This is a genomic window from Phytopseudomonas daroniae (genome assembly GCF_004327275.1).
GTDB lineage: Bacteria > Pseudomonadota > Gammaproteobacteria > Pseudomonadales > Pseudomonadaceae > Aquipseudomonas > Aquipseudomonas daroniae.
Genome location: NZ_QJUJ01000007.1, coordinates 67,839 through 88,680, shown reverse-complemented (window position 1 = coordinate 88,680; position 20,842 = coordinate 67,839). Strand labels below are relative to the sequence as shown.

Sequence of the window (20,842 nt, the reverse complement as noted above, 5' to 3'; positions counted from 1 at the left end):
CTGCCTTGAATCAGTCGCTACTTGGCGACGGCACTTGCCTCCGCCGCCAATTGCTTGCCATGGGCCGCGTTGACCCACCAGCCGAACGCCGCGGCGGTGAAGAACATGATGATGCTGTACAGCGCAGCGGGAATGGCCATGGTGCTGTTGTTGAGCAATACCGGGCTGAGCGCCAGGGCGATGGCCAGGGTGCCGTTGTGGATGCCGATTTCCATGCCGATGGCGATGGCCTGGCGCAGGCTCAGCTTGAGCAGACGCGGCACGAAGTAGCCCACCGCCAGGCTGAGCAGGTTGAAGGCCAGCGCGGCGCCACCGACCACCGGGGCGTACTCGAGCACCGTCTGCCAGTCCTTGACCAGCGCCAGGATGATGATCAGCAGCAGGAACAGCGCCGAAATGATCTTCACCGGCGTCTCCATGCGCAGCGCGAAAGCGGGAAAACGGCTGCGCAGGAACATGCCGATGGCCACCGGCCCGAGCACGATGGCGAACACCTGAACCACCTTGGCGAACTGCAGCGGGATCGCCTGATCCCCCTCCATGAAGTAGGCCAGCGACAGGTTGACGATAAAGGGCATGGTCAGCACCGCGACGACCGAGTTCACCGCGGTCAGGGTGATGTTCAACGCGACATCGCCATGGGCCAGGTGGCTGTAGAGGTTGGCGGACGTACCGCCGGGCGACGCGGCCAGCAACATCATGCCCACCGCCAGGGCGGGCGCCAGGCCGAATGCCTGCACCATGAAGAAACAGGCTACCGGCAACAACAGCAATTGGCAGAACAACCCGATCAGTACCGGTTTGGGGTACTTCACCACCCGGGCGAAATCCGCCAGGGTCAGGGACAGCCCCAGGCCGAGCATGATGATGCCCAGGGCCAGGGGGAGAAACAGGCTCAGCAAGGGGCTCGCGGTCATCGTCACATCTCCGTGTTGGCAATCGGCCGTATGCTCACTGTAGCGGGCAACCAGCGATCTGCGCGATCACGCTGCCCTGCCCATCACTTCGGTGGATCAATGGACATTCGGCCACTGCGACATCCTTGTCCAATTGCAGTCCGAGACTTATCACCACTGTTTATTTCAACGGAGGCTTCCCATGTCCACTCAGCTCAACCGCCAGTTTCTGCTCGCCAAGCGCCCGACCGGCATGGTTAGCCGCGATACCTTCGATTACGTGGAAAAGCCGGTCGGCGAACCCGGCGAAGGACAGATTCTGGTCAAGAACCTCTATCTGTCGCTCGATCCGGCCATGCGCGGCTGGATGAACGAAGGCAAGTCCTACATTGCCCCGGTGGGTCTGGGCGATGTGATGCGTGCCCTGGGCGTGGGTGAGGTGGTCGCTTCCAAGCACCCGGACTACGCTGTCGGCGATCACGTCAACGGTGGCCTGGGCGTACAGGACTATTTCCTCGGCGAGCCCAAGGGCTTCTACAAGGTCGACCCGAAGCGTGCGCCGTTGCCGGTTTACCTGTCGGCCCTCGGCATGACGGGCATGACCGCCTACTTCGCCCTGCTCGACGTCGGCGCCCCGAAGAGCGGCGATACCGTGGTGCTGTCCGGTGCAGCCGGTGCGGTGGGCAGCATTGCCGGGCAGATCGCCAAGCTCAAAGGCTGCCGGGTGATCGGCATCGCCGGTGGCGCGGAGAAATGTGCCTACCTGATCGATGAGCTGGGCTTCGATGGAGCCATCGACTACAAGAACGAGTCGCTGCCCGAAGCGCTCAAGCGCGAGTGTCCGAAAGGTATCGATGTGTACTTCGACAACGTCGGTGGCGATACCCTGGACGCGGTACTGACGCGTCTCGCGCCAAAAGCGCGCATCGTCATCTGCGGCGCCATCAGTCAGTACAACAACAAGGAAGCGGTCAAGGGCCCGACCAACTACCTGTCGCTGCTGGTCAATCGCGCGCGCATGGAAGGTTTCGTGGTGACGGATCATGCCGCCAACTTCGGCAGCGCGGCGGCGGAAATCGGCGGCTGGCTGGCCAGCGGCAAGGTCAAATCGAAGGAGCACCTCGTCGAGGGCCTGGAAACCTTCCCGGAAACCCTGCTCAAGCTGTTCAAGGGGGAAAACTTCGGCAAGCTGGTGCTCAAGGTCTGATATCCATCAACGGGCGGCCACCTCGTCGCCCGTTGATGGCCCAAGCGCCACATGCATCCGCCTCAATGCTTCAGGCTACCGCACGCAAAGCGCTCAGCATGAACCAACCCAGAGTTTCATTCGCGACGTGCATTGCAGCGTCCTATTTCCCCAGCCATATCGATTTTCTGCCATGCCACATGGCGGTGCCCGCACGCCACTCCGGAACGAAAAATGGCCAAAAGCCATGAAACTACTTGAGGCACTACACGCTGTTCGGGTAGTTTCGCGGCCATGCTGATCGCCCATCGGGGCAAACTGATCCTTCGTGCCCGGAGCCCTGATGGAACTCGCTTTCACTGTAATAACCATTGTGCTTCTCGGCTCCGCTTATCTGCTTGTACAGCGCTTTCGCGGTAGCGCGGCACTGTCCCGGAGATCCATGAGCGAATGGTTGCTACGCTTCGAAGCCGCCAGCCCGGTCGAGCAGCATGAGATGGCTGAAGCCTTGCTGCTGCACTCCGTGAAATTGGCCGCGCAGATGGGAGTGCAGGCCAGCATCGCCGAACTGCTGGCGACGGGAAACGAGGCCAGCGCACTGGTCGCCACGTGGCAGAGCCAGTTACACACAGCCATGCCCACCACCTCGCTGTCGACTACGCCAGCACGCACCATCGGTGCCCTGATGGTGATTCGTCAGGTTCAGCCGCTGCGTTTTCAAGAGCTGCTCGGCCAATCCACAACCATCTGATCGTCCACATAAGCGAAAAAACCGCCAGGTTGGAAGCGCGACCTGAACCGATCAGCAGCCGCGGCGCCAGCCAACCATCCGAACCATTAGGGGGAACTTCTCCTCCCTGAGGCCTACAGAAAACTATTGGCCTTTTCAGGAGACCCCGAATGGAACAGTGGAACATCTGGCTCGATCGCGACTTATGGCTCGGCGTCGGCATCGTGGTGGTCGCGACCGCGGTGATCTATACCGTGCTGCGTACTGTAGTCGGTATCCTCCACAAGCGCCTGGTCGCCTGGTCGAAAGGCCAGGACGGCAACTGGCCGCACTTTCTCGCGGTGGTGATAGGGCGTACCAGTCGCCTGCTGCTGCTCGCCTTCTCGCTGCTGCTGGCACTGCGCGTGCCGGATCTTCCCGGTAGTTGGCAGGCCGCCCTGAGCCATACCTGGTTCGTCGCCCTGGCCCTGCAGATTGCCCTGTGGGTGGACACCGGTGTACGTCTGTGGTCGCGCAGCCTGTCGGTCGGTAAACATGGCGGCACGGGGTTCAACCCGGTAATGACCACCATCATCAGCATCATGGTGCTGATCGTGGTGTGGTCGGTGATGCTGCTGTCGATCCTCGCCAACCTGGGTGTGGATATAACCGCGCTGGTGGCCAGCCTGGGGGTTGGTGGTATCGCCGTAGCGCTGGCGGTGCAGACGGTGCTCGGCGACGTATTTGCCTCGCTGTCGATCGGCGTCGACAAGCCGTTCGAGATCGGTGATTTCGTGGTTTTCGGCGAAGTGGCCGGGAGCATCGAACATATCGGCCTGAAGACCACGCGCATTCGCAGCCTGAGTGGCGAGCAGGTGGTATGCGCCAATGCCGACCTGCTGCGGCAGATCGTGCACAACTACAAACGCATGGATACACGGCGCATCGTCTTCACGTTCGGCATCAGCTACGACACCCCGAGCGACAAGGTGCGCCAGGTATCCGAGCGAGTTGGCGACATCATCCGCGCCACGCCTAAAACCAAGTTCGACCGTGCGCACTTTCTCGGTTTCGACGAGAGCCAGCTGACCTTCGAGGTGGTCTACATCGTGCAGAGCTCGGACTACAACCAGTACATGGACATCCAGCAGGAGATCAACCTGCAACTGCTCGATACCCTGCGCGAACTGGATGTGCGCTTCGCCCTGCCCCGTCGTGATCTGCGTCTGGTTGGCGAGAAGATGCCCACACTGAAAGTCGCCGGATTGCCTCAGCATGAGCAGCAGGATGATTCGGCAGAGCACGATCAGCGACTGCCACGGTTCAGCTGAAGTCGGATTGCGAGGTGGACTAACGGCAACCTGTCATGCGGTTGCAATTGACCCGATCACGCTCGCCCTTGGAGCTGGACAGCCGGCTGACCACATTCCAGCCGATACGCCGGCTGGAGCCCACCCATAGCTCGCCGCTGCTGCTGACGCCGGTAAATAGCTGCAGGCGGCCGTAAGTGGTACTGGTCTGTGCCCAGGTCTGCCCGCTGATGGCATCGAAGCCACGCATCAGGGTGTCATTGCCTTGCTGAACGATGCCGTAGTGATTGCCGAAACGATCCGTGCAATTGAGCACAGTGGCGCTTCGGGTACAGCGCATGGCATCGCCGGGCAGCATGAAGGCGGCCTGCACCGGTAGCGTCCAACACAACGCGAGCAGCATGCCTGTAACTGCCTTGAGACGGATCGACACGCGGACACCTCCAGAGGAAATAGCACCAATGCTAACGCACTACAGCTTTCCGCTCAGCGGATACTCCAGCGACAGCCGTACCTGATCGACATCCCCCTCGGCCTGGGCGGCATTGCCGCGGTGCAGGCTGTGGCGCAGCAGCACCGTCAGATCCTTGGCCGCACCGGACTGCACCACGTAGCGCAGGTTGAGGTCGCGCTCCCAGTGCCTGCCGCCCTTGCCGTAGCCCAGCCAGGCGTAACTGCCCGTGGGGTCGACATCGCTGCCGTCGATACCGCTGCCGCGGATGTAGGCGGCGCCGGCGCTCAGCCCCGGCACGCCGACCGCGGCCAGGTCGTAGTCGTAGCGCAATTGCCAGGAGGTCTCGTTAGGCGCGTTGAAGTCCGACAGCTGCACCGCGTTGCCCAGCCAGATCGCGCCACGGGTGACGTAGTCGAACGGTGTGTCGCCAGCGACCTTCTGATAGCCCAGGCCGACCTTGTGGTAGCCCTGGGCATAGCTGAGCAGCAGGCTGCCGGTGGTGTTGGACACCCTGCCGGCCAGCGCCTTGCCGGTGTCGCTGCTGCGGTACAGATGCAGATCGACACTGATGGCCTTGTCCTCGGCCAGGGCATGGCTGTAGCTGCTGCCCAGGTAGTGCGTGCGCCAGCTGTCTTCCAGTTCGCCGCTGTAGAGGCTGACGGACAGCCCCGGCACACCGCTGTAGCTGCCACCGACGAAGCTGAAGGCATTGCCCAGGCGCATGGACGGGTCAGCGTAGTTGATCACCAACGGGTTGTCGTTGCTGCGCGAGTTGCGATCCGCCGAACCGGTGAAATGCCCGCCGAACAGGGTCAGGTCGTCGAACTCGCGACTGTCGACGAACCAGCCGGTGTGGGTCTCGGGCAGCAGGCGGCTATCGGACGAGGAGAAAATCGGCGTTTTCACCCGCTGCTCGCCGTAACGCAGCCAGGTCGACGACAGCCGCGCCTTGAGCGCCGCGCCGCCACGGGCGGCGTCATTCTGGTCGTAGCCTTCGTTGTCCACCGGCAGGTGGCGCAGCTTGCCAGCGCGGCCGCCGCCACCGTCGAGTTTCTGCGACAGGTACAGGTGTCCGTCCAGGCCGAAGCCGAGGGTGCCCTGGGTAAAGCCCGACTTGAACTCGCCCATCAGCCCGTAGCCCCACTCCTCGGCGTAACCATTGCGCTCGGCCCGCGGCTTGTAGGCGTTGCGCGCACCGTTGCTGCGCCCGCCGTTACGGTAGTCGCGGTTTTCAAAGACCGTGCGGTTGAGCAAGCCCCAGCTGGCATCGTCGATAAAACCGGCGGATTGCGACTGAGCGCTCTGCGGCGCCGCCATGGCCAGCGGGGAAAGACAGCATGCGCTTGCAGCGATCAGTGTCGAGTACAGCCTGTTCATTGCCACTCCTTAATCTCGGGGCAATCGCCCCATATGCCGGGACAGCCCAATCGCGGCGCCCAAACCGATGCAGACCAGTGCCCACCACAATATTTGCGGGGGCGCCTGGTCAGCCGGTAACAGACGACCGATCAGCACGTTGCCGAGCAACGCGGCCAGGCCGCCGACACCGGCGAAGAAACCGTAATAGGCGGCCAACTGGCCGCGGCGTGCGTAGTACGGCACGTGGGCCGAGAGCAGCGGCAGCACCAGCAGGCTGCCAAGGCTGAGCAAGGCCGCCATCAGCAGAACGGCCCATTGCGGACTCAGCAGACTCGCCAGAGGCTCGGCCAGCAGACAGTAACTGGCGGCCATCAATGCCAACCCGAGGCCCATGCCCTGCCCCTCGCTGAGCCAGCGCTGGCGCAGCGCGCTGATCGGCATCTGCAGCAGCACGCCGACCAGCGCGGTGATCACGAATACCCGGGTGATCCACGCCTGACCGCCGCCGTGAGCGTGACTGTAGGCCGGGATCGCCAGATACAGCGGGTGGAACAGCAGCGGATAGGCCGCGGCCAGCAAGGCGAAACGCTGGAACGGCCCCTGCCGCAGCATCTCCAGACACTGGCGCAGCATGGTCACCGGCTCATCGCCCGATACCAGCGCCTTGGTCGGCAGGAAGCGCCACTGCACCAGCGTCATCAGCAGAAACAGCCCGGCCGCCACACTGCCGGATACCGCGAAGTCGATGCCGATCAGCAGCAAGCCCGCCAGCGGCCCAAGCAACATGCCGGCGGTGCTGGCCATGTTCTGCAAGGCAAACGCCCGCTTACGCTGTTGTACGTCCTGGCACTCGTCGGCCAGGTAGGCCTGGGCGCAAGGCGTGAACAGAGCGCCGGCAAAGCCACTGACGCAGGCAGCCAGCAACAGCACCGCCAGGCTTTCCGAGAAGCCGAGCACGGCAAAACCCACGCAACGCACCAGACAGCCGATGAGGATGGCGCGCCGGTAGCCGATCCGGTCACCCAACAACCCACCGAACAGGAACAGCCCCTGCTGGCTGAACACCCGGATGCCGAGCACCAGGCCTACTGCCCAACCGGCCAGCCCAAGGGTGTCACTGAGGTGACCGGCGAGGTACGGCACCAGCATGTAGAAGCCGAAGTTGAAGGCCAGGCTGTTGAGCACCAGTACCCGCGCCGCGGGGGACAGGCTGGCGAAGGTGTTCAACACTCGGCTCATGGTTGCTGACCGCTCATGACTGGCTCATCGAGTTCAAGGTAGCTGGGTCGCACGCTGGACGATCCGTTCGAAGCGCTGCTTGGCCCGCGCCGGCAGCGATGCCGGAATCTGCGCCTCACTGGCTGGCTGGGCGCCGACCTGGATGAGCATGACCATGCCCATGGCCAGGTGCGGAATGCACTGGATGCCATACAGGCCGGCCTCGCTGAAGGTCACCTCGATCTCTTCGTTGATCTTGCCCTTGAACGGCTCGGCGCCCTGCGGCAGGAAACCGGGGATGCTCGCAGCGTTATGGGTCGGGTGGGTGGCGATGAACTTCACGCTGTCGCCAGGGGCGATGGCCAGGAAATCGGGCTCATAGACCATCGAGCCGGACTCTCCGCGGTTGAGCATCTTGACCTCATGGGTTTCGGCCAGCGCCGGAGTCACGAACAGAAGAGTAGCGAGCAAAGTGAAAAACGGGGAAACGCGCATAGCGAACGACTCGTATCAGATAGGTTGAAAGCGCAGCACCCGGGCCCCGTCTTCAGGGTCGACCAGGTAGCGGGCGCGTACGCCGAAGGTGTCGCGTAAGCGCTCGGTCGTCAGCACCTCGGCCGGAGCGCCCAGCGCCACCAGGCGACCACGTTGCATGACCCCGAGGCGGTCGCATTCCAGCGCCTGGTTGAGGTCGTGCAAGGCGATCAGCGTGGTCACCGGCAGCGTGCGTACCAGGTTGAGAATCGACAGCTGATGCTGGATATCCAAATGGTTGGTGGGCTCGTCGAGCAGCAGGATCTGCGGTTTCTGCGCCAAGGCCCGGGCAATGTGCACGCGCTGACGTTCGCCGCCGGAAAGCGTGCTCCAGGCACGTTCCGGCATTTCGGCCATGTCCACATCGGCCAGGGCCTGGACGACGATCCGTTCATCCTCGGCCGACCAGGGCTGCAAGGCCGACAGCCAGGGCGTGCGGCCCAGCTCCACGGCATCGCGCGCGGTCACCGCGTCGGCGGTCTCGGCCTGCTGCTCGACGAAGGCCAACTGCCGGGCCACTTCGCGGCGGCTCAGGCTCGCCAGCGGCCTGCCCTGCAGCCGCACCTGCCCAGTGCCGGGCACGCGAATGCCGGACAGCAGCTTGAGCAGGGTCGACTTGCCGGAACCGTTGGGGCCGATCAGGCCGAGTGTCTCGCCCTGACGCAGCTGCAGATCGACGCCGGCGACAATGGCGCGCCCTTTCACCGACCAGCCCAGATCGCTGCACTGCAGCACCGTGCTCATCGCGCTCGCCTCCCACGCACCAGGATCACTGCAAAGGCCGGCGCGCCGATCAGCGCGGTCACCACACCGATGGGCAGCACCTGGCCCTTGATCACGGTACGCGACAGCACATCGGCGGCAATCAGGAATATCGCGCCGATCAGGGCACTGACCGGCACCAGCCGACCATGACGCACGCCAACCAGTAAACGCGCGGCATGGGGAATCACCAGGCCGACGAAACCGATGGAGCCGACGATCGACACCATCACCGCGGTGACCAGCGCCGCGCTGGCGATCAGCGTGGCCTGCACCCGGCGTACCGGCACACCGAGGGATGCCGCCGATTCGGCGCCGAAGGTGAAGGCATCCAGCGCCCGGGTATGCCAGGCCACCAGCAACACACCGGCCAGGGCCACGGGCACGGCCAGCGCCACGTCGTGCCAATTGACTCCGCTGAGGTTACCGAGCAACCAGAACATGATGCCGCGGGCCTGCTCGGCGCTGGCTGATTTGGTGATCAGCAGCGAGGTCACGGCGTTGAACAGCTGGGAACCGGCGATACCGGCGAGAATGATCTGCCCAGTGCCATTCATGGCGCCGCCACCGGCAGCGCGGGCCAACAGCGCGACCAGGCTGAAGGCGGCGATGGCGCCGATAAAGGCGCCCATGGACAGCGACAGCATCCCCGCGCCCAGCCCCAGCAGCGCTACCGAAACCGCGCCGGTGGAGGCCCCTGCGGAAATCCCGAGCAGATAAGGATCGGCCAACGGATTGCGCAGCAGCGCCTGCAGTACCACGCCGGATACCGCCAGTCCGGCGCCACAGCAGGCCGCGACCAGGGCGCGGGTCAGGCGGTAGTTCCAGACGATGCCCTGGTCGATCGGATCGAGCACGAAGCCAGTGCCGAACAGCTTGTTGGCCAACACCTGGAACACTACCGATAGCGCAATCGGCGTTTCGCCCAGCGCCACACCGGCGACCACCGCCACGGCCAGCAACAGCAGGCAAATGAGCGTCAGCAGGAACAGGTGAGTACCGCGAGCCATCATTTCTGGATATCGAACCCGTCAACGGCCTTGGCCAGGGTTTCGATGCCGGCGATCATGCGCAGCGAAGCCTGCATGCCGTCGGCATCGAGGATCACGATACGGCCGTTCTTCACTGCATCCATGTGCTTGGCCACCGGATCGTTGCGCAGGAACTCGAGCTTCTTCTCCACATCGTCAGCCGGGAAACGGCGGCGATCCATGCGCGCCAGCACCAGCACGGTCGGGTTGGCCTTGGCCAGGGTTTCCCAGCCCACGGTTGGCCACTCCTCGCTGGACTCGACCACATTGCGCAGGCCCAGGGATTTCATCATGTAGTCAGCGACGCCCTTCTGCCCGGCCATGTAGGGATCGAGATCCAGGTCGGCGCTGGAGAACCAGAACGCAGCGGAGATCTGCCTGGCCTGGCGCTGCTCGGCATTTGCAACCGCCTTGCCGAGTCGCTCCTGCAGGCTGCTGACCAGCTTGTCGCCTTCATCCTGCACATCGAAGATTTGCGCCAGTTGCTGGATGCTCTTGTACAGGCTGTCGATCTGGAACGGCTGCAGGCGAGTGCCGTCGGCACCGACCAGGTTATCCTTGCCTTCGCAGTCGGATGGCAGGATGTAAGTCGGGATCTTCAGCTCGTGGAACTGCTCGCGGGTAGCAACCACGCCCTGCTCGCCGACCATCCACTCGAACTGCACGGCCACCAGGCCAGGACGCTTGCTGATCACCGACTCGAAGCTCGGGTCGTTGTCGGCCAGGCGCTCGACCTTGTCGTTCTGCGCCTCGAACTCGGGCAGTACGTTGCTGAACCAAAGAGAAGTACCAGCCAGATGCTCGCCAACCCCCAAAGAATAGAGGATCTCGGTGCCGGCCTGGCCGATGGTCACGGTGTTGTTCGGCGCAGCGGCGAAGCTCAGCGCATGGCCACAGTTGTCGATAGTCAGCGGGTATTGGGTCGGGCTGGCGGCCAGCGCCATGGAAGACAGGCCAAGGGCGGCGGTGAAAACGGCGAAACGAGACACGAGCATGCGGGTGATCTCCAAAACAACGAATACGCATAAACGGCAGTGCGCAGGCTGGAGAACACATCACGCCAAGCGGCCATGGCCACACCTGTCCCTTACGGAAGGTGATTACGGATGCCCCTCCCGGACACCCCGCCGGCTGGTTCGATTGCAGCGCCCGACCACCGCTGCGTCGCAGCTGATCAGACCCTATGCCGGCAGGTCTCCTGACTAGTACGTCGACGCACTGCTGCGGCCTTCCCGGAATCGCTTCCAGTGACACGAATGCAGCCATGCTCGGTACCTACAGTTGCGGGGGCAGTTCCGTTTCGCCACATGAGGTGGCGTCGGATTCCCTATTGATTCCTCGCGGAAACCGGCGGCGGCATCTTAAACGATCGAGTCACGTCACGGCAGCGCCATTTACCGCGGGTTGTTGCTGCCTTTCCCGGTAGCACGGGAAAAATAGCGGGCGGCAAACGGATAACGTAGTGAAACTCCTTGTCGCCATTATTGTTATATTATAACAATAATGCAACGCGTTTATCGCGCCCGGCTCAACTGCTAGACAAGCCACCGTCCGGGATAAGGCGCAAGCGGACGGTCGTAGGATGGGTGAAACCCATCGGAAATTGATGGGTTTCACCCATCCTACGGGCTGGTGGATGAAAAGAGCGTCATCCACCCTACATCTGCTTGCGCCTTGTAGCAGGCACTGAAGATTCCGCTTGAAATGAGAAGCAAAATCAATAAACTGATAAATGTTATTTTATAACATATTAATTGGAGTTCCCATGAAACCCGGCATCCATCCCGATTACCGCCCCGTGCTGTTCCACGACGTCTCGGCCGACGCCTACTGGCTGATCGGCTCCACGGTGAGCACCGACAAGACCCGCGAGCACAGCGATGGCAACACCTATCCCTATGTCGCACTGGATGTGTCCAGCGCCTCGCACCCGATCTACACCGGACAGCAACGCCAGACCAAGAGCGAGGGCCGAGTGGCCGGCTTCAACAAGCGCTTCGCCGGATTCGCTGGAGCCCGCTCATGAAAGTCGTCGCCTCGCTGAAACAGGCCAAGCTGCGCCATCGCGACTGCCAGATCGTCAAGCGCCGCGGGCGTATCTACGTGATCTGCAAGACCGAGCCGCGCTTCAAGTGCGTGCAGGGGCGGCCCAAACCGCAGCGCAAGAACAAGGGATAAATGGCTTGAATCACCAACCCCGGCGCGAAACGATCGCCTCGGGGGCGAGGCTCCTACATCGCGTGAAAATCCTCACCTACACTATCGAGGTGCCTGCGAGATCGGCGTCCGACGCCAAATCGTGTAGGAGCGTCGCCCCCGGCGCGAAGCGATCGCTGCCGTCCAGCAGGATTAGTGTCGTAACAATCGGGCAATGCCAGGCACATACCCGCCCTGGAAAATAACCAACTCAACTCACCACGCCTCCCAACTCACGCAGGTAACTCCACGGATAGATGCCGCGGTCGTGGCCGTCATCGAATACCAGCTGCACGCCATAGCCCTGAGCATGGATTGCTGTAATCCGCACTCCGTCAGGTGCCACGTCGATACGCTGTGCCAGGCGTGCCGCCCTGCATTTCGAGCACGGACACCCGGCACGCAAGCGCTCATGACTGAGCACCTGCACCTGCCCTTCCCCCCAGTCGACGGTCAGTCTCGATTGCGTGGCGCTGTTGCGTAACGCGACGGGCGCCTGGCTCATGGATTGGGCAGACGCAACTGGCCGATGGCAATGCGCACCGCCTTGCGCACTTCCGGGTCGGCATCGTGCTCGACAGACTGCAGCGCTGGCAGTGCCTGTGCGTCGCCCAACTCCCCAAGGGCCAGCGCGGATTCCTTGCGCAGGTTGCTGATAGCGTGCCCCAGCAGTTCCACCAGCGCGTCGCGCGCCGCGGCGAACCGCAAACGCCCGAGCGAGCGCACGGCACGCAGCCGCACCTGCCAGTAGCTGTCGCTCAGCGCCTCGAGCAGCGCAGGGCCGGCACCCGCCTGGCCAACCTTGCCAAGCGTGGTTGCCGCCTCCTCGCGCACCTGCCATTCACGATCCTTCAGGGCCGTCTGCAAAGCCGGCAGCACGCTGTCATCGCTGGCCAGACCCAGGGCGCCAGTTGCGGCGCGGCGTACTTCGGTATCGGCATCGTCGCTGGCCAGGCGCGCCAGTTGCGGCAAGGCATCGGTCTGCTTCAACCAACCGAGGATGCCCACCGCTTCACGACGCACGAACGCGTCGCTGTCCTGCAGGGCGGCGATGGCCGTAGGTACGCTGTCGATCAGGCGCAACTCGCGCAGAGCACGCAAGGCACTGGCACGTACGAACGCATCGGCATGCTCGGCCCAGGGCAGCACCACACGGCCGGCGTCGGCCGTCTTCAGCTCGCTGAGGCTCTGCGCTGCCGCGCCACGCACACGGGCGTCAGCGTCGGTCAGCGCGGCGCACAGGCCGCTCACCACCTCGGGCTCTTCCCAGGCCTCCAGCAGGCGCGCCGCTTCGGCGCGCACATCCGCGGATGAATCCCGGGTCAGGGCGTGAGTCAGCCAGGGCAAGGCTTCTGGTTCTTCCAGATCGGCCAGTTCGATCAGGGCGATACGCCGCACGCCGGCGTCCTCATCCTCCAGACGTGGTAGCAGGTCGAGAATGTCGGGGTTATCGGTGCTCATATCGGTGTTCGGGTCGGTCATAGGGCAACTCGCAATGGCGGATGATCGGTGGGCAGCCCGAGCGGCGTCAGACGTGGCAGCTCGCGGCCTTCTTCATGGCGCAGCAGCTCCAGGCAGTGACGCTTGAGCTGCGCGAACTCCGGGGTGGTCAACAGGCCCGCATGCCGCGGACGGCGGAAATCCAGGCGCAGGTCTTCGATGAAACGTCCCGGTCGCGGGCTCATCACCAGGATGCGGTCGGCGAGGAACAGGGCTTCGTCGATGTCATGGGTGACGAACACCACGGTGGTGCGCACCCGCCCCCAGATATCCAGCAGCAGCTCCTGCATCTTGCTGCGCGTTTGCGCATCCAGGGCGCCGAAGGGCTCGTCCATCAGCAGCAGACGTGGGCGGTTGATCAGCACCCGGGCGATTTCCGCACGCTGCTGCATGCCACCGGACAGTTGATTGGGCCAACGGGCGGCGAAGTCCTGCAAGCCGACCAGGCTGAGAAACTCGCGGGCCTGGTGGTGCCGCTGCGCCTTGCCGATGCCCTGCATCTTCAGGCCGAAGGCGACGTTGTCGAGCACGCTGCGCCAGGGCAACAGGGTGTGATGCTGGAACACCATGCCGCGCTGCGGCGACGGCCCCTCCACCGCCTGGCCATCGACCCGCAAGGTGCCGGCGCTGGGCGTCAGGTGCCCGGCCAGGGCGCCAAGCAGGGTCGACTTGCCACAACCGGACGGGCCGAGAATGCACACGAACTCGCCAGCGGCGATGGAGAAATCCAGCGACTGCACGGCTTCGAACGCCTGGGCGCCCTCGCCCAGGCTGATGGTCAGTTTTTCTATATCGATGCGCCCGGCCGACAGGCCCGTTTCATGGATAGTCATCAGCGACGCCCTCCCGTGCGATACCAGGGGGTCAGCAGGCTGCCGAGTCGCTTGACCAACAGGCTGCTGCCCATGCCGAGCACGCCGATCAACAGCATGCCGACGATGATGTCCGGGTAGTTCTGGATGGTGTAGGACTCCCAGGTGTAGTAACCGATACCGAATTGCCCGGAGATCATTTCAGCAGTGACCAGGCAGAACCAGGACGTGCCCATGCCAATCGCCAGGCCGGTGACGATGCTTGGCGCCGCCCCCGGCAGGATCACCTCGCGCAGGATCGCCAGGCGCCCGGCACCAAGGCTGCGGGCGGAAGCGATCAACCGTGCGTCGACGCCCTCCACGCCGTGCACGGTATTGAGCAATACCGGAAACAGCGCACCGGTGAAGGTGATGAAGATCATCGACAGTTCCGACGAGGGAAACATCAGGATCGCCAGGGGAATCCAGGCCACGGCGGGAATCGGCCGTAGCACTTCCAGCGGTGGCAGCAGGCTGTCTTCGGCCCAGCGCGAACGGCCGATGGCGATGCCCAGGGTGATACCCAGCACGGCAGCGATCAGGTAGCCGGTGAATACCCGGCCCAGGCTGGCGCCGACATGATCCCAGAGTCTGCTGGATTCGATCAGCGCGATGGCGGCGTCAACCACCGACGCTGGGGTGGGCACATAGATGAAGGTGAGCAGGCCCAGATCCAGGCGCGAGCGGGTCGCCACCTGCCAGAACAGCAGGCAGAGCGCCAACGAAGCCAGGCGCAACGGCCAACGGTGTAATGAAGTCATCATCAGGCTCCTGTGAGGCGCTGCGCCACGCGAGGCATGGCGCAGCGGGCCGATCAGCGTGCCGCCAGCAGGCTCTGGTTGGCGCTACCGAAGTCCAGGGCTTCACCGCCGTGGGCCTTGGCATAGGCCTCGGCCTGACCCTTGAGCAGGAAGGCGCTCAACTCGCCCTTGCCATTGCGTACGAACCAGGCCTGGTTGGCCAGCAGCTTGATGCCACTGTCGCTGGCCTGGGCGTAGATGGCGCGGATGTCCTTGCCCTCCTCTTCGAGTTGCGCCAGCGCCTTGAACGCCGCTTCCGGGGATGCGTAGTGGCGCACCTTGTCCTCGCCACGCACCCAGATCTGCGCCAGGCGCTTGAAGTCGCTGATCGGCTTGCCGGTCACCGCATCGTTGGCCTTGAGCGGCAGTTGCGCGTAGTCGGCCAGGGCCTTGGCATAGTCACGCCCCTCGGCCTTGAAGGCGGCCTTGATGTACTGGTCGTCGACGAACCGCTCGACGTTCAGGCCGCGGTCGGTCTTTTTCAGCAGCTTGAGGGTGTCGATGGAGGTGGCGACGGCCTGGCGGTACTCGGGCTTCCAGGTCAGGTCGCGGGTCTGCAAACCAAGTGGGCCATGGAACAGGTAGTTCACCTCGGCCTCGATGCCGGTGACCTTCTCGATCAGCTCGCTGTACTTCTCCGGTTCGGCAGCGATCAGGCGATCCGCTTCCAGGCCGGCACGCAGATAGGCGGTGACGATCTCCGGATACTGCTTGGCATAGGCCGCATCCACCAGGGCACCGTGGAAGGTTGGCGTGTCGGCCTGGGAGCCATCGTAGATCTTGCGGGCGAAGCCACGGTTGGGGAACAGCTCGGCGAAGGGCACGAAGTCGGCGTGGGCCTCGATGCGGTTGCTGCGCAGCGCCGAACCGGCGATTTCCGGCGCCTGGGCGATGATGCGTACATCCTTCTGTGGATCCCAGCCCTGGGCGGCGACGGCGCGCAGCAACATGCCGTGGGCGGTGGACGCGAACGGCACGGAAATGGTCTTGCCCTTCAGTTCGGCCAACGACTGCACGCTGGAGGACGCCGGCACCACGATGCCGTTGCCGCTGCCCTTGGTGCTACCGGACAGGACGCTGATGAACAGGCTCTGCTTGCCGGCGTCACGGAAGGCCACGCCGTTGAAAGAACCCGGGAAGTCGGCCATGGCACCGAAGTCGAGCTTGCCGGCGACCATTTCGTTGGTCAGTGGCGCGCCGCTGGTGAAATTCTTCCACTCGATCTCGTACTTGGCATCCTTGTACTTGCCGTCGCGCGGCAGGTACTTGTCGAGCAGGCCGAGCTCGCGGATCAGTAACCCTCCGGTGGCGCAGTTGATGGTGGTGTCCTGGGTGCCGATGGCGATACGGATCGTTCCGGCGGGCAGCTCGGCTTGCGCCGAAGCGGCGCCGATGGCCAGCGCGAGGCCGACCAGAGTGGTACGCAAGTGCATGGGTGTCTCCCCTCGAATTAATAGGGTCTGTTGACGTTTCAGCTCGATCGCGCCGGAGCCCGTTTTGCCGCGAGGCAAGGCACGAGACGCGAAGTTTGGTGTTCCAAATGAGCGTCGAGAAACGCAGCATTCGCGGCAAAACGGGCCCGGCCCTGCGGGTTGCGCGAGAAATCTCGCCATGCGTTGTTGGAGGACTTGGCAAGGGAACACCATTCCCTGCGTCCTCCGCCTAGCCTGGCGAGATTTCACGCAGCAACGCGGTTCGTGCTGAAACGTCAACAGACCCACGCTATTGGAATCGTCTCCGCCGGGTGGTCGGCCGGTGGGAAACGAGGGGTGTGGTATCAGGCGTCCGGTGGTTGGCCGGATGGCGTGCTGCTTTTCTTATGTTTGGTTGGTGGGCTGAGGCGGATCTCCGCCCAGCCCCAACGCGGCTACGTGTCAGGCTCAACGCAACAAGTAGGGAATCTCGACGCGCACCGCACCGGTCGGGCAGTCCTTCTCGCAGGGCATGCAGTACCAGCACTCGTCGAAGGCCATATAGGCCTTCTGTGTCGCCGGGTTGATCGCCAGCAAGTCCATCGGGCAGACGTCGACACACACGGTGCAGCCCTTGTGGGCGATGCACTTGTCTTCGTCGATGGTCACGGGCGCATTGCTGCGCAGCAGGATTTCCTGGGGCTGGAAGGCCATATCACGGTGTCCTCGGAGCCTGTGGCTCTCGTTATGTGGTTGCACGCTGTTCTTGGTTGCCGCTGCCGCGCCTAGGCGGCTTCGGTTTTCACCCGCAGGCGGTTGTAGGCCTGCTGCTCTTCGTCATCCAGAGCGATCAGGTAAGGCTCGACCGGCTTCTTGAAACTGACCATCTGGCCGTGTTCGTCCTTTTTCAGGTGGCAGTGCACGAACCATTCGGCGTCGTTGCGCTGCGGGTGGTCGACGCGGTGGTGGTACAGGCCCCAACGGCTTTCCTTGCGAAACAGCGAGGCGCGCGCGGCCATTTCCGCGCAGTCGCGGATCACGCTGACTTCCATGGCACGCATCAGCTCGTGAGCGTTGTTGGCCTTCAGCTCGGCCAGATCCGCCTCGATGGCGGCGAAGCGTTGCAGGCCGATTTCCATCTTCCTGGTGACCTTGAGCGGCTGCAGGTAATCGTTGACGAAGCGGCGCAGCTTGTACTCGACCTGTGCGGGCGGCAGGCCGTGCTCGCGATGCAGCGGCGCATAGACCCGCGCCCGCTCTGCGTCGATCTGCGCCTGATCCAGGTCGCTGTACTCACGTTCGGCCACATAATCGGCGGCGTTGTTGCCCGCGAACCAGCCGTAGGTGAAAGCGCCGAGCATGTAGTTGTGCGGCACCGCGGCCATGTCACCGGCCGAGTACAGGCCCTTGACCGAGGTCTCGGCCTTCTCGTTGACCCACACGCCCGAGGCGCTGTGGCCGCTGCAGAAGCCGATCTCGGAGATATGCATCTCGACCATGCTGGAACGGTAGTCGGTGCCGCGCCCGGCATGGAACTGGCCGCGGCTGGGACGCTCGTTGCTGTGCAGGATTTCCTCGATGTTCTGGATGGTTTCCTCGGCCAGGTGATCGAGTTTGAGGAACACCGGGCCGTTGCCGCCTTCGAGCTCCTGATGGAACTCCCACATCATCTGGCCGCTCCAGTAATCGCACTCGATGAAGCGCTCGCCCTTGTTGTTGGCGGTATAACCACCCAGCGGGCCGGTCACATAGGCGCAGGCCGGGCCGTTGTAATCCTTGATCAGCGGGTTGATCTGGAAGCACTCCAGATTGGCCAGCTCGGCACCGGCGTGATAGGCCATGGCATAGCCGTCGCCGGCATTGGTCGGGTTCTCGTAGGTACCCATCAGGTAGCCGGAAGCCGGCAGGCCGAGACGCCCGGCCGCGCCGCAGCAGAGGATCACCGCCTTGGCCTTGATCACGTGAAAATCGGCGGTGCGGCAGTCGAAGCCCATCAGGCCGTTGACCGCGCCGTCGGCACCGGTCAACAGGCGTGTGGCCACCAGGCGATTGGTGATTTCCACCCGGGCACGCTTGAGCTGGCGATACAGCACCTTCTTGATGTCGTGCCCCTCGGGCATCGGCAGCACGTAGGCGCCCATGTGATGCACCTTCTTCACCGCGTAGTCGCCGGTTTCGTCCTTCTCGAACTTCACGCCCCAGCGGTCGAGCTGCTCGATGGTCTGGAAACTGTGGGTGGCATAGGCATAGACCGCGGCCTGGTTGACGATGCCGTCATTGGCCACGGTGATTTCCTTGGTGTACTGCTCGGGCGTGGCGTGGCCGGGCACGATGGCGTTGTTGAGGCCGTCCATGCCCATGCTGATCGCCCCGCTGCGCTTGACGTTGGCCTTGTCGACCAGCAGCACGCGCAGCGCCTTGTTGCGCTCCTTGGCCTTGATCGCGGCCATGGGGCCGGCGGTGCCGCCGCCGATGATGACGATGTCGTATTCCTGTTCCAGGGTATTGATGCTCATGACTGCGCGCCCTTCTGTCGGTCGATGCGCAGGCGATACTGAAAGACATCGCCACGGTAATAGAGGTGTTCGAAATCCAGCGGTGTGCCGTCGGCGGTGTGGGTCAGGCGCTCGATGCGCATGATCGGCGAGCCCTCCTCCACATCCAGCGCCTGGGTCAGGTCGCTGTCGGCCAGCACGGCGTCGATGGCCAGATCGGCATGACCGAGGGCGATGCCGCAGTCGTTCTCCAGGATCAGGAAGATGTCGCGGGTGACCAGGTCGACCTTTTCCAGCTTCTCGCCCACGGCCTGCGGCAGCCAGGTGATTTCCAGGGAGATCGGCTCGCGGTTGATCAGCCGCACCCGGCGGATTTCCGTGACGCGGCTGCCCTCCGCCACCTGCAGGCGCTCGGCAACCAGCGCCGAGGCTGGTACGTGTCGAAGACTGCGCAGCTTGTTGAGCACCTCGTAGCCCATCTGCTTCATCGACTCGCCCAGCCCTTGCAGGGTGCTGACGTTCTGGAAGGCTTTCGGCTTGGCCACGAAAGTGCCCTTGCCATGAATCTTGAAGATCAGCCCTTCCTTCTGCAGATCACCCAAGGCCTGACGCACGGTGATGCGGCTGACGCCATAGGTCTGGCCCAGTTCGTTTTCCGAAGGCATGCGGCTATGCGGCGCATAGGTGCCATCGAGAATGCGCGAGCGCAGCAGCTCCTTGAGCTGGCTGTACAGGGGAACGGGCGAAAGCGGTATGAGCTGAGACATGTGCGTCCTTTTTGATCAACTTGTCATAACAAGTAGTGACGAGAAAATATCGAATAAGGTCAGCGGCTGGAAATATTGATATCGAATAAGCATATGGCTGGAAATCAGCAGGTCTTGTCGACAGCCCCGATCGAATCAGGTGTGGTGCAATCCTGTCCTGTTCCTGGCCATCGGCAGTAATCAATCCACGGTGCGCAGCAGATTGCACACGCCTGGGATCTCTAGGCAAAGCGTCTATTTCAATCTTTTCACTTCGAGCTCGGTCTCAGCTACGACGTGCGAAAGGCAGGTTCCAGCCCCTAATCAAGCGAAATCATGTGACCCACCCTTGAAAAGCCGATTATTCTATCGAGGCATTTTTCCTGCCCTTAATATGTGAGTGCCGAAGATGAAGATCGATGACATGGATGCATTCGTCGCGGTCATCCGCTGTCAATCGACCAAGCTGGCTGCCGATGCCCTGCAACTGACCCAACCGGCGATCACCCGCCGCGTGCAGAATTTCGAAGAAGACCTGGGCGCCAATCTGCTCGACCGCAATACCAAACCGCTCAAGCCGACGCCCATGGGCCTGCGCGTTTACGACCAGTGCAAGGCGATCCTCCGTGAGATCGACTCGCTGCGCGAGCTGGTCGCCAGCGACGGCTCCCCCAGTGGCTCGCTGCGTCTGGGCGTACCGCAGACCATCAGCGACGTGGTACTGCTCGATGCCCTGCAGCAGATTCGCGAGACCTTCCCGGAGCTGAAGACCCAGGTTTTCAATGGCTGGGGCAGCAGCCTGATCGCACGCATGGAAAATGGCGAGCTGGATGCCGCTGCCGTGCTGTTCCCTGCCGGCAAGATCTTCCCCGAGGGCATCGCCAGCCGCTCGATCGGCCGTATGCCGCTGCAAGTGGTCGCCGCCAAGGGTGCGATGCGCAAGCGCAGTTGCAAGCTCAAGGATTGCTACCAGCATGGCTGGGTGCTCAACCCGGACGGTTGTGGCTTCCGTGCCGGCCTGCAGCGCGCGCTGTCGGAACAGGGCCTGTCCTTGCAGATCAACCTGGAAACCTTCGGCACCGAGCTGCAACTGGGCCTGGTCGCCAGCGGTATGGGTTTTGGCCTGGTGCCAGCGCCTCTGCTCGAACGCAGCGGCCACCGCGAGCAACTGGACGTGATCAGCGTCGGCGACTTCAAGCCGATGATCGACCTCTGGCTGCTCCATCCGCAGTACCTCGGCAACCTGCAGGATGCCGTGAACCTGTTCAGCGACGTTGCCGCAGAGCGCTTGCGGTCGGCGTAGAGCCTGTTCACGATTTAGAGAGGCAACTTCATCGGCGCCAAGTGCGACAGGTAAAGCGGTAGCCATCACGTAGGGTGGAT

At 63.3% G+C, this 20,842-nt stretch carries 22 protein-coding genes and 1 riboswitch; of the genes, 6 read left to right on the top strand and 16 right to left on the bottom strand.

Annotated elements, in window-relative coordinates:
- Nucleotides 1-17: 17 nt before the first annotated feature.
- Complete coding sequence (locus DNK10_RS16890; protein ID WP_131192360.1) at nt 18-917, bottom strand: bile acid:sodium symporter family protein; 900 nt, start codon at nt 915-917, stop codon at nt 18-20.
- A gap of 181 nt (nt 918-1,098) precedes the next feature.
- On the opposite strand from DNK10_RS16890, the gene DNK10_RS16885 reads away from it, so the two are divergent.
- From DNK10_RS16885 to DNK10_RS16875, 3 genes are all read left to right on the top strand, one after another.
- A complete protein-coding gene (locus tag DNK10_RS16885; RefSeq protein WP_131192359.1) occupies nt 1,099-2,103 on the top strand; it encodes an NADP-dependent oxidoreductase in 1,005 nt (334 codons plus the stop codon).
- Nucleotides 2,104-2,524: 421 nt separating this feature from the next.
- Entirely contained in the window at nt 2,525-2,833 is a 309-nt protein-coding gene (locus DNK10_RS16880) for a hypothetical protein (RefSeq protein ID WP_131192358.1), read from the top strand.
- 149 nt (nt 2,834-2,982) lie between these two features.
- Entirely contained in the window at nt 2,983-4,122 is a 1,140-nt protein-coding gene (locus DNK10_RS16875; protein WP_131192357.1) for a mechanosensitive ion channel family protein, read from the top strand.
- A 19-nt stretch (nt 4,123-4,141) separates the two neighbouring features.
- On the opposite strand, the gene DNK10_RS16870 is transcribed toward DNK10_RS16875, so the two are convergent.
- The 7 genes from DNK10_RS16870 to DNK10_RS16840 form a co-directional block, all read right to left on the bottom strand.
- The gene (locus DNK10_RS16870; protein ID WP_131192461.1) at nt 4,142-4,504 is read right to left on the bottom strand and encodes a hypothetical protein; all 363 of its coding nucleotides are present in this window, start codon (nt 4,502-4,504) and stop codon (nt 4,142-4,144) included.
- Between the two features lie 69 nt (nt 4,505-4,573).
- Nucleotides 4,574-5,932: an OprD family porin gene (locus DNK10_RS16865; protein ID WP_131192356.1), complete on the bottom strand. Its 1,359-nt coding sequence runs from the start codon at nt 5,930-5,932 to the stop codon at nt 4,574-4,576.
- A gap of 9 nt (nt 5,933-5,941) precedes the next feature.
- Complete coding sequence (locus tag DNK10_RS16860) at nt 5,942-7,153, bottom strand: MFS transporter (RefSeq protein ID WP_131192355.1); 1,212 nt, start codon at nt 7,151-7,153, stop codon at nt 5,942-5,944.
- A 33-nt stretch (nt 7,154-7,186) separates the two neighbouring features.
- Complete coding sequence (locus DNK10_RS16855) at nt 7,187-7,627, bottom strand: pseudoazurin (RefSeq protein WP_131192354.1); 441 nt, start codon at nt 7,625-7,627, stop codon at nt 7,187-7,189.
- A 15-nt stretch (nt 7,628-7,642) separates the two neighbouring features.
- Nucleotides 7,643-8,410 (bottom strand): ABC transporter ATP-binding protein, encoded by a 768-nt coding sequence (locus tag DNK10_RS16850; protein WP_131192353.1) that lies wholly within the window; start codon nt 8,408-8,410, stop codon nt 7,643-7,645.
- The gene (locus DNK10_RS16845; protein ID WP_131192352.1) at nt 8,407-9,441 is read right to left on the bottom strand and encodes a FecCD family ABC transporter permease; all 1,035 of its coding nucleotides are present in this window, start codon (nt 9,439-9,441) and stop codon (nt 8,407-8,409) included. The genes DNK10_RS16850 and DNK10_RS16845 overlap by 4 nt, the downstream gene beginning before the upstream one ends.
- Nucleotides 9,438-10,454 (bottom strand): ABC transporter substrate-binding protein, encoded by a 1,017-nt coding sequence (locus DNK10_RS16840; RefSeq protein ID WP_131192351.1) that lies wholly within the window; start codon nt 10,452-10,454, stop codon nt 9,438-9,440. Before DNK10_RS16840 ends, DNK10_RS16845 begins: the two co-directional genes overlap by 4 nt.
- Nucleotides 10,455-10,630: 176 nt before the next feature.
- A riboswitch (cobalamin riboswitch) is annotated at nt 10,631-10,826 on the bottom strand.
- A 398-nt stretch (nt 10,827-11,224) separates the two neighbouring features.
- Here DNK10_RS16840 and DNK10_RS16835 point away from each other — a divergent pair.
- Together DNK10_RS16835 and ykgO are read left to right on the top strand one after the other, a co-directional pair.
- A complete protein-coding gene (locus DNK10_RS16835) occupies nt 11,225-11,485 on the top strand; it encodes a type B 50S ribosomal protein L31 (RefSeq protein WP_131182549.1) in 261 nt (86 codons plus the stop codon).
- Nucleotides 11,482-11,637, top strand: a complete 156-nt coding sequence (ykgO, locus tag DNK10_RS16830) for a type B 50S ribosomal protein L36 (RefSeq protein WP_042552546.1) — start codon at nt 11,482-11,484, stop codon at nt 11,635-11,637. Before DNK10_RS16835 ends, ykgO begins: the two co-directional genes overlap by 4 nt.
- 229 nt (nt 11,638-11,866) lie before the next feature.
- Here ykgO and DNK10_RS16825 read toward each other — a convergent pair whose 3' ends face one another.
- From DNK10_RS16825 to DNK10_RS16790, 8 genes are all read right to left on the bottom strand, one after another.
- Nucleotides 11,867-12,160 (bottom strand): DUF971 domain-containing protein, encoded by a 294-nt coding sequence (locus DNK10_RS16825; protein WP_131192350.1) that lies wholly within the window; start codon nt 12,158-12,160, stop codon nt 11,867-11,869.
- The gene (locus DNK10_RS16820) at nt 12,157-13,137 is read right to left on the bottom strand and encodes a HEAT repeat domain-containing protein (protein ID WP_131192349.1); all 981 of its coding nucleotides are present in this window, start codon (nt 13,135-13,137) and stop codon (nt 12,157-12,159) included. Before DNK10_RS16820 ends, DNK10_RS16825 begins: the two co-directional genes overlap by 4 nt.
- Nucleotides 13,134-13,988: an ABC transporter ATP-binding protein gene (locus DNK10_RS16815; RefSeq protein ID WP_131192348.1), complete on the bottom strand. Its 855-nt coding sequence runs from the start codon at nt 13,986-13,988 to the stop codon at nt 13,134-13,136. The genes DNK10_RS16820 and DNK10_RS16815 overlap by 4 nt, the downstream gene beginning before the upstream one ends.
- Nucleotides 13,988-14,770: an ABC transporter permease gene (locus DNK10_RS16810; RefSeq protein WP_131182553.1), complete on the bottom strand. Its 783-nt coding sequence runs from the start codon at nt 14,768-14,770 to the stop codon at nt 13,988-13,990. Before DNK10_RS16810 ends, DNK10_RS16815 begins: the two co-directional genes overlap by 1 nt.
- A 50-nt stretch (nt 14,771-14,820) precedes the next feature.
- Complete coding sequence (locus DNK10_RS16805) at nt 14,821-16,239, bottom strand: ABC transporter substrate-binding protein (protein WP_131192347.1); 1,419 nt, start codon at nt 16,237-16,239, stop codon at nt 14,821-14,823.
- A gap of 447 nt (nt 16,240-16,686) precedes the next feature.
- Entirely contained in the window at nt 16,687-16,932 is a 246-nt protein-coding gene (locus DNK10_RS16800; RefSeq protein WP_131192346.1) for a 4Fe-4S dicluster domain-containing protein, read from the bottom strand.
- Nucleotides 16,933-17,003: 71 nt separating this feature from the next.
- Complete coding sequence (locus DNK10_RS16795; RefSeq protein ID WP_131192345.1) at nt 17,004-18,734, bottom strand: fumarate reductase/succinate dehydrogenase flavoprotein subunit; 1,731 nt, start codon at nt 18,732-18,734, stop codon at nt 17,004-17,006.
- Complete coding sequence (locus tag DNK10_RS16790) at nt 18,731-19,480, bottom strand: GntR family transcriptional regulator (protein ID WP_131192344.1); 750 nt, start codon at nt 19,478-19,480, stop codon at nt 18,731-18,733. The genes DNK10_RS16795 and DNK10_RS16790 overlap by 4 nt, the downstream gene beginning before the upstream one ends.
- A gap of 388 nt (nt 19,481-19,868) precedes the next feature.
- Between DNK10_RS16790 and DNK10_RS16785 the strand changes: the two genes are divergently transcribed.
- A complete protein-coding gene (locus tag DNK10_RS16785; RefSeq protein ID WP_131182558.1) occupies nt 19,869-20,762 on the top strand; it encodes a LysR family transcriptional regulator in 894 nt (297 codons plus the stop codon).
- Nucleotides 20,763-20,842 lie beyond the last annotated feature (80 nt).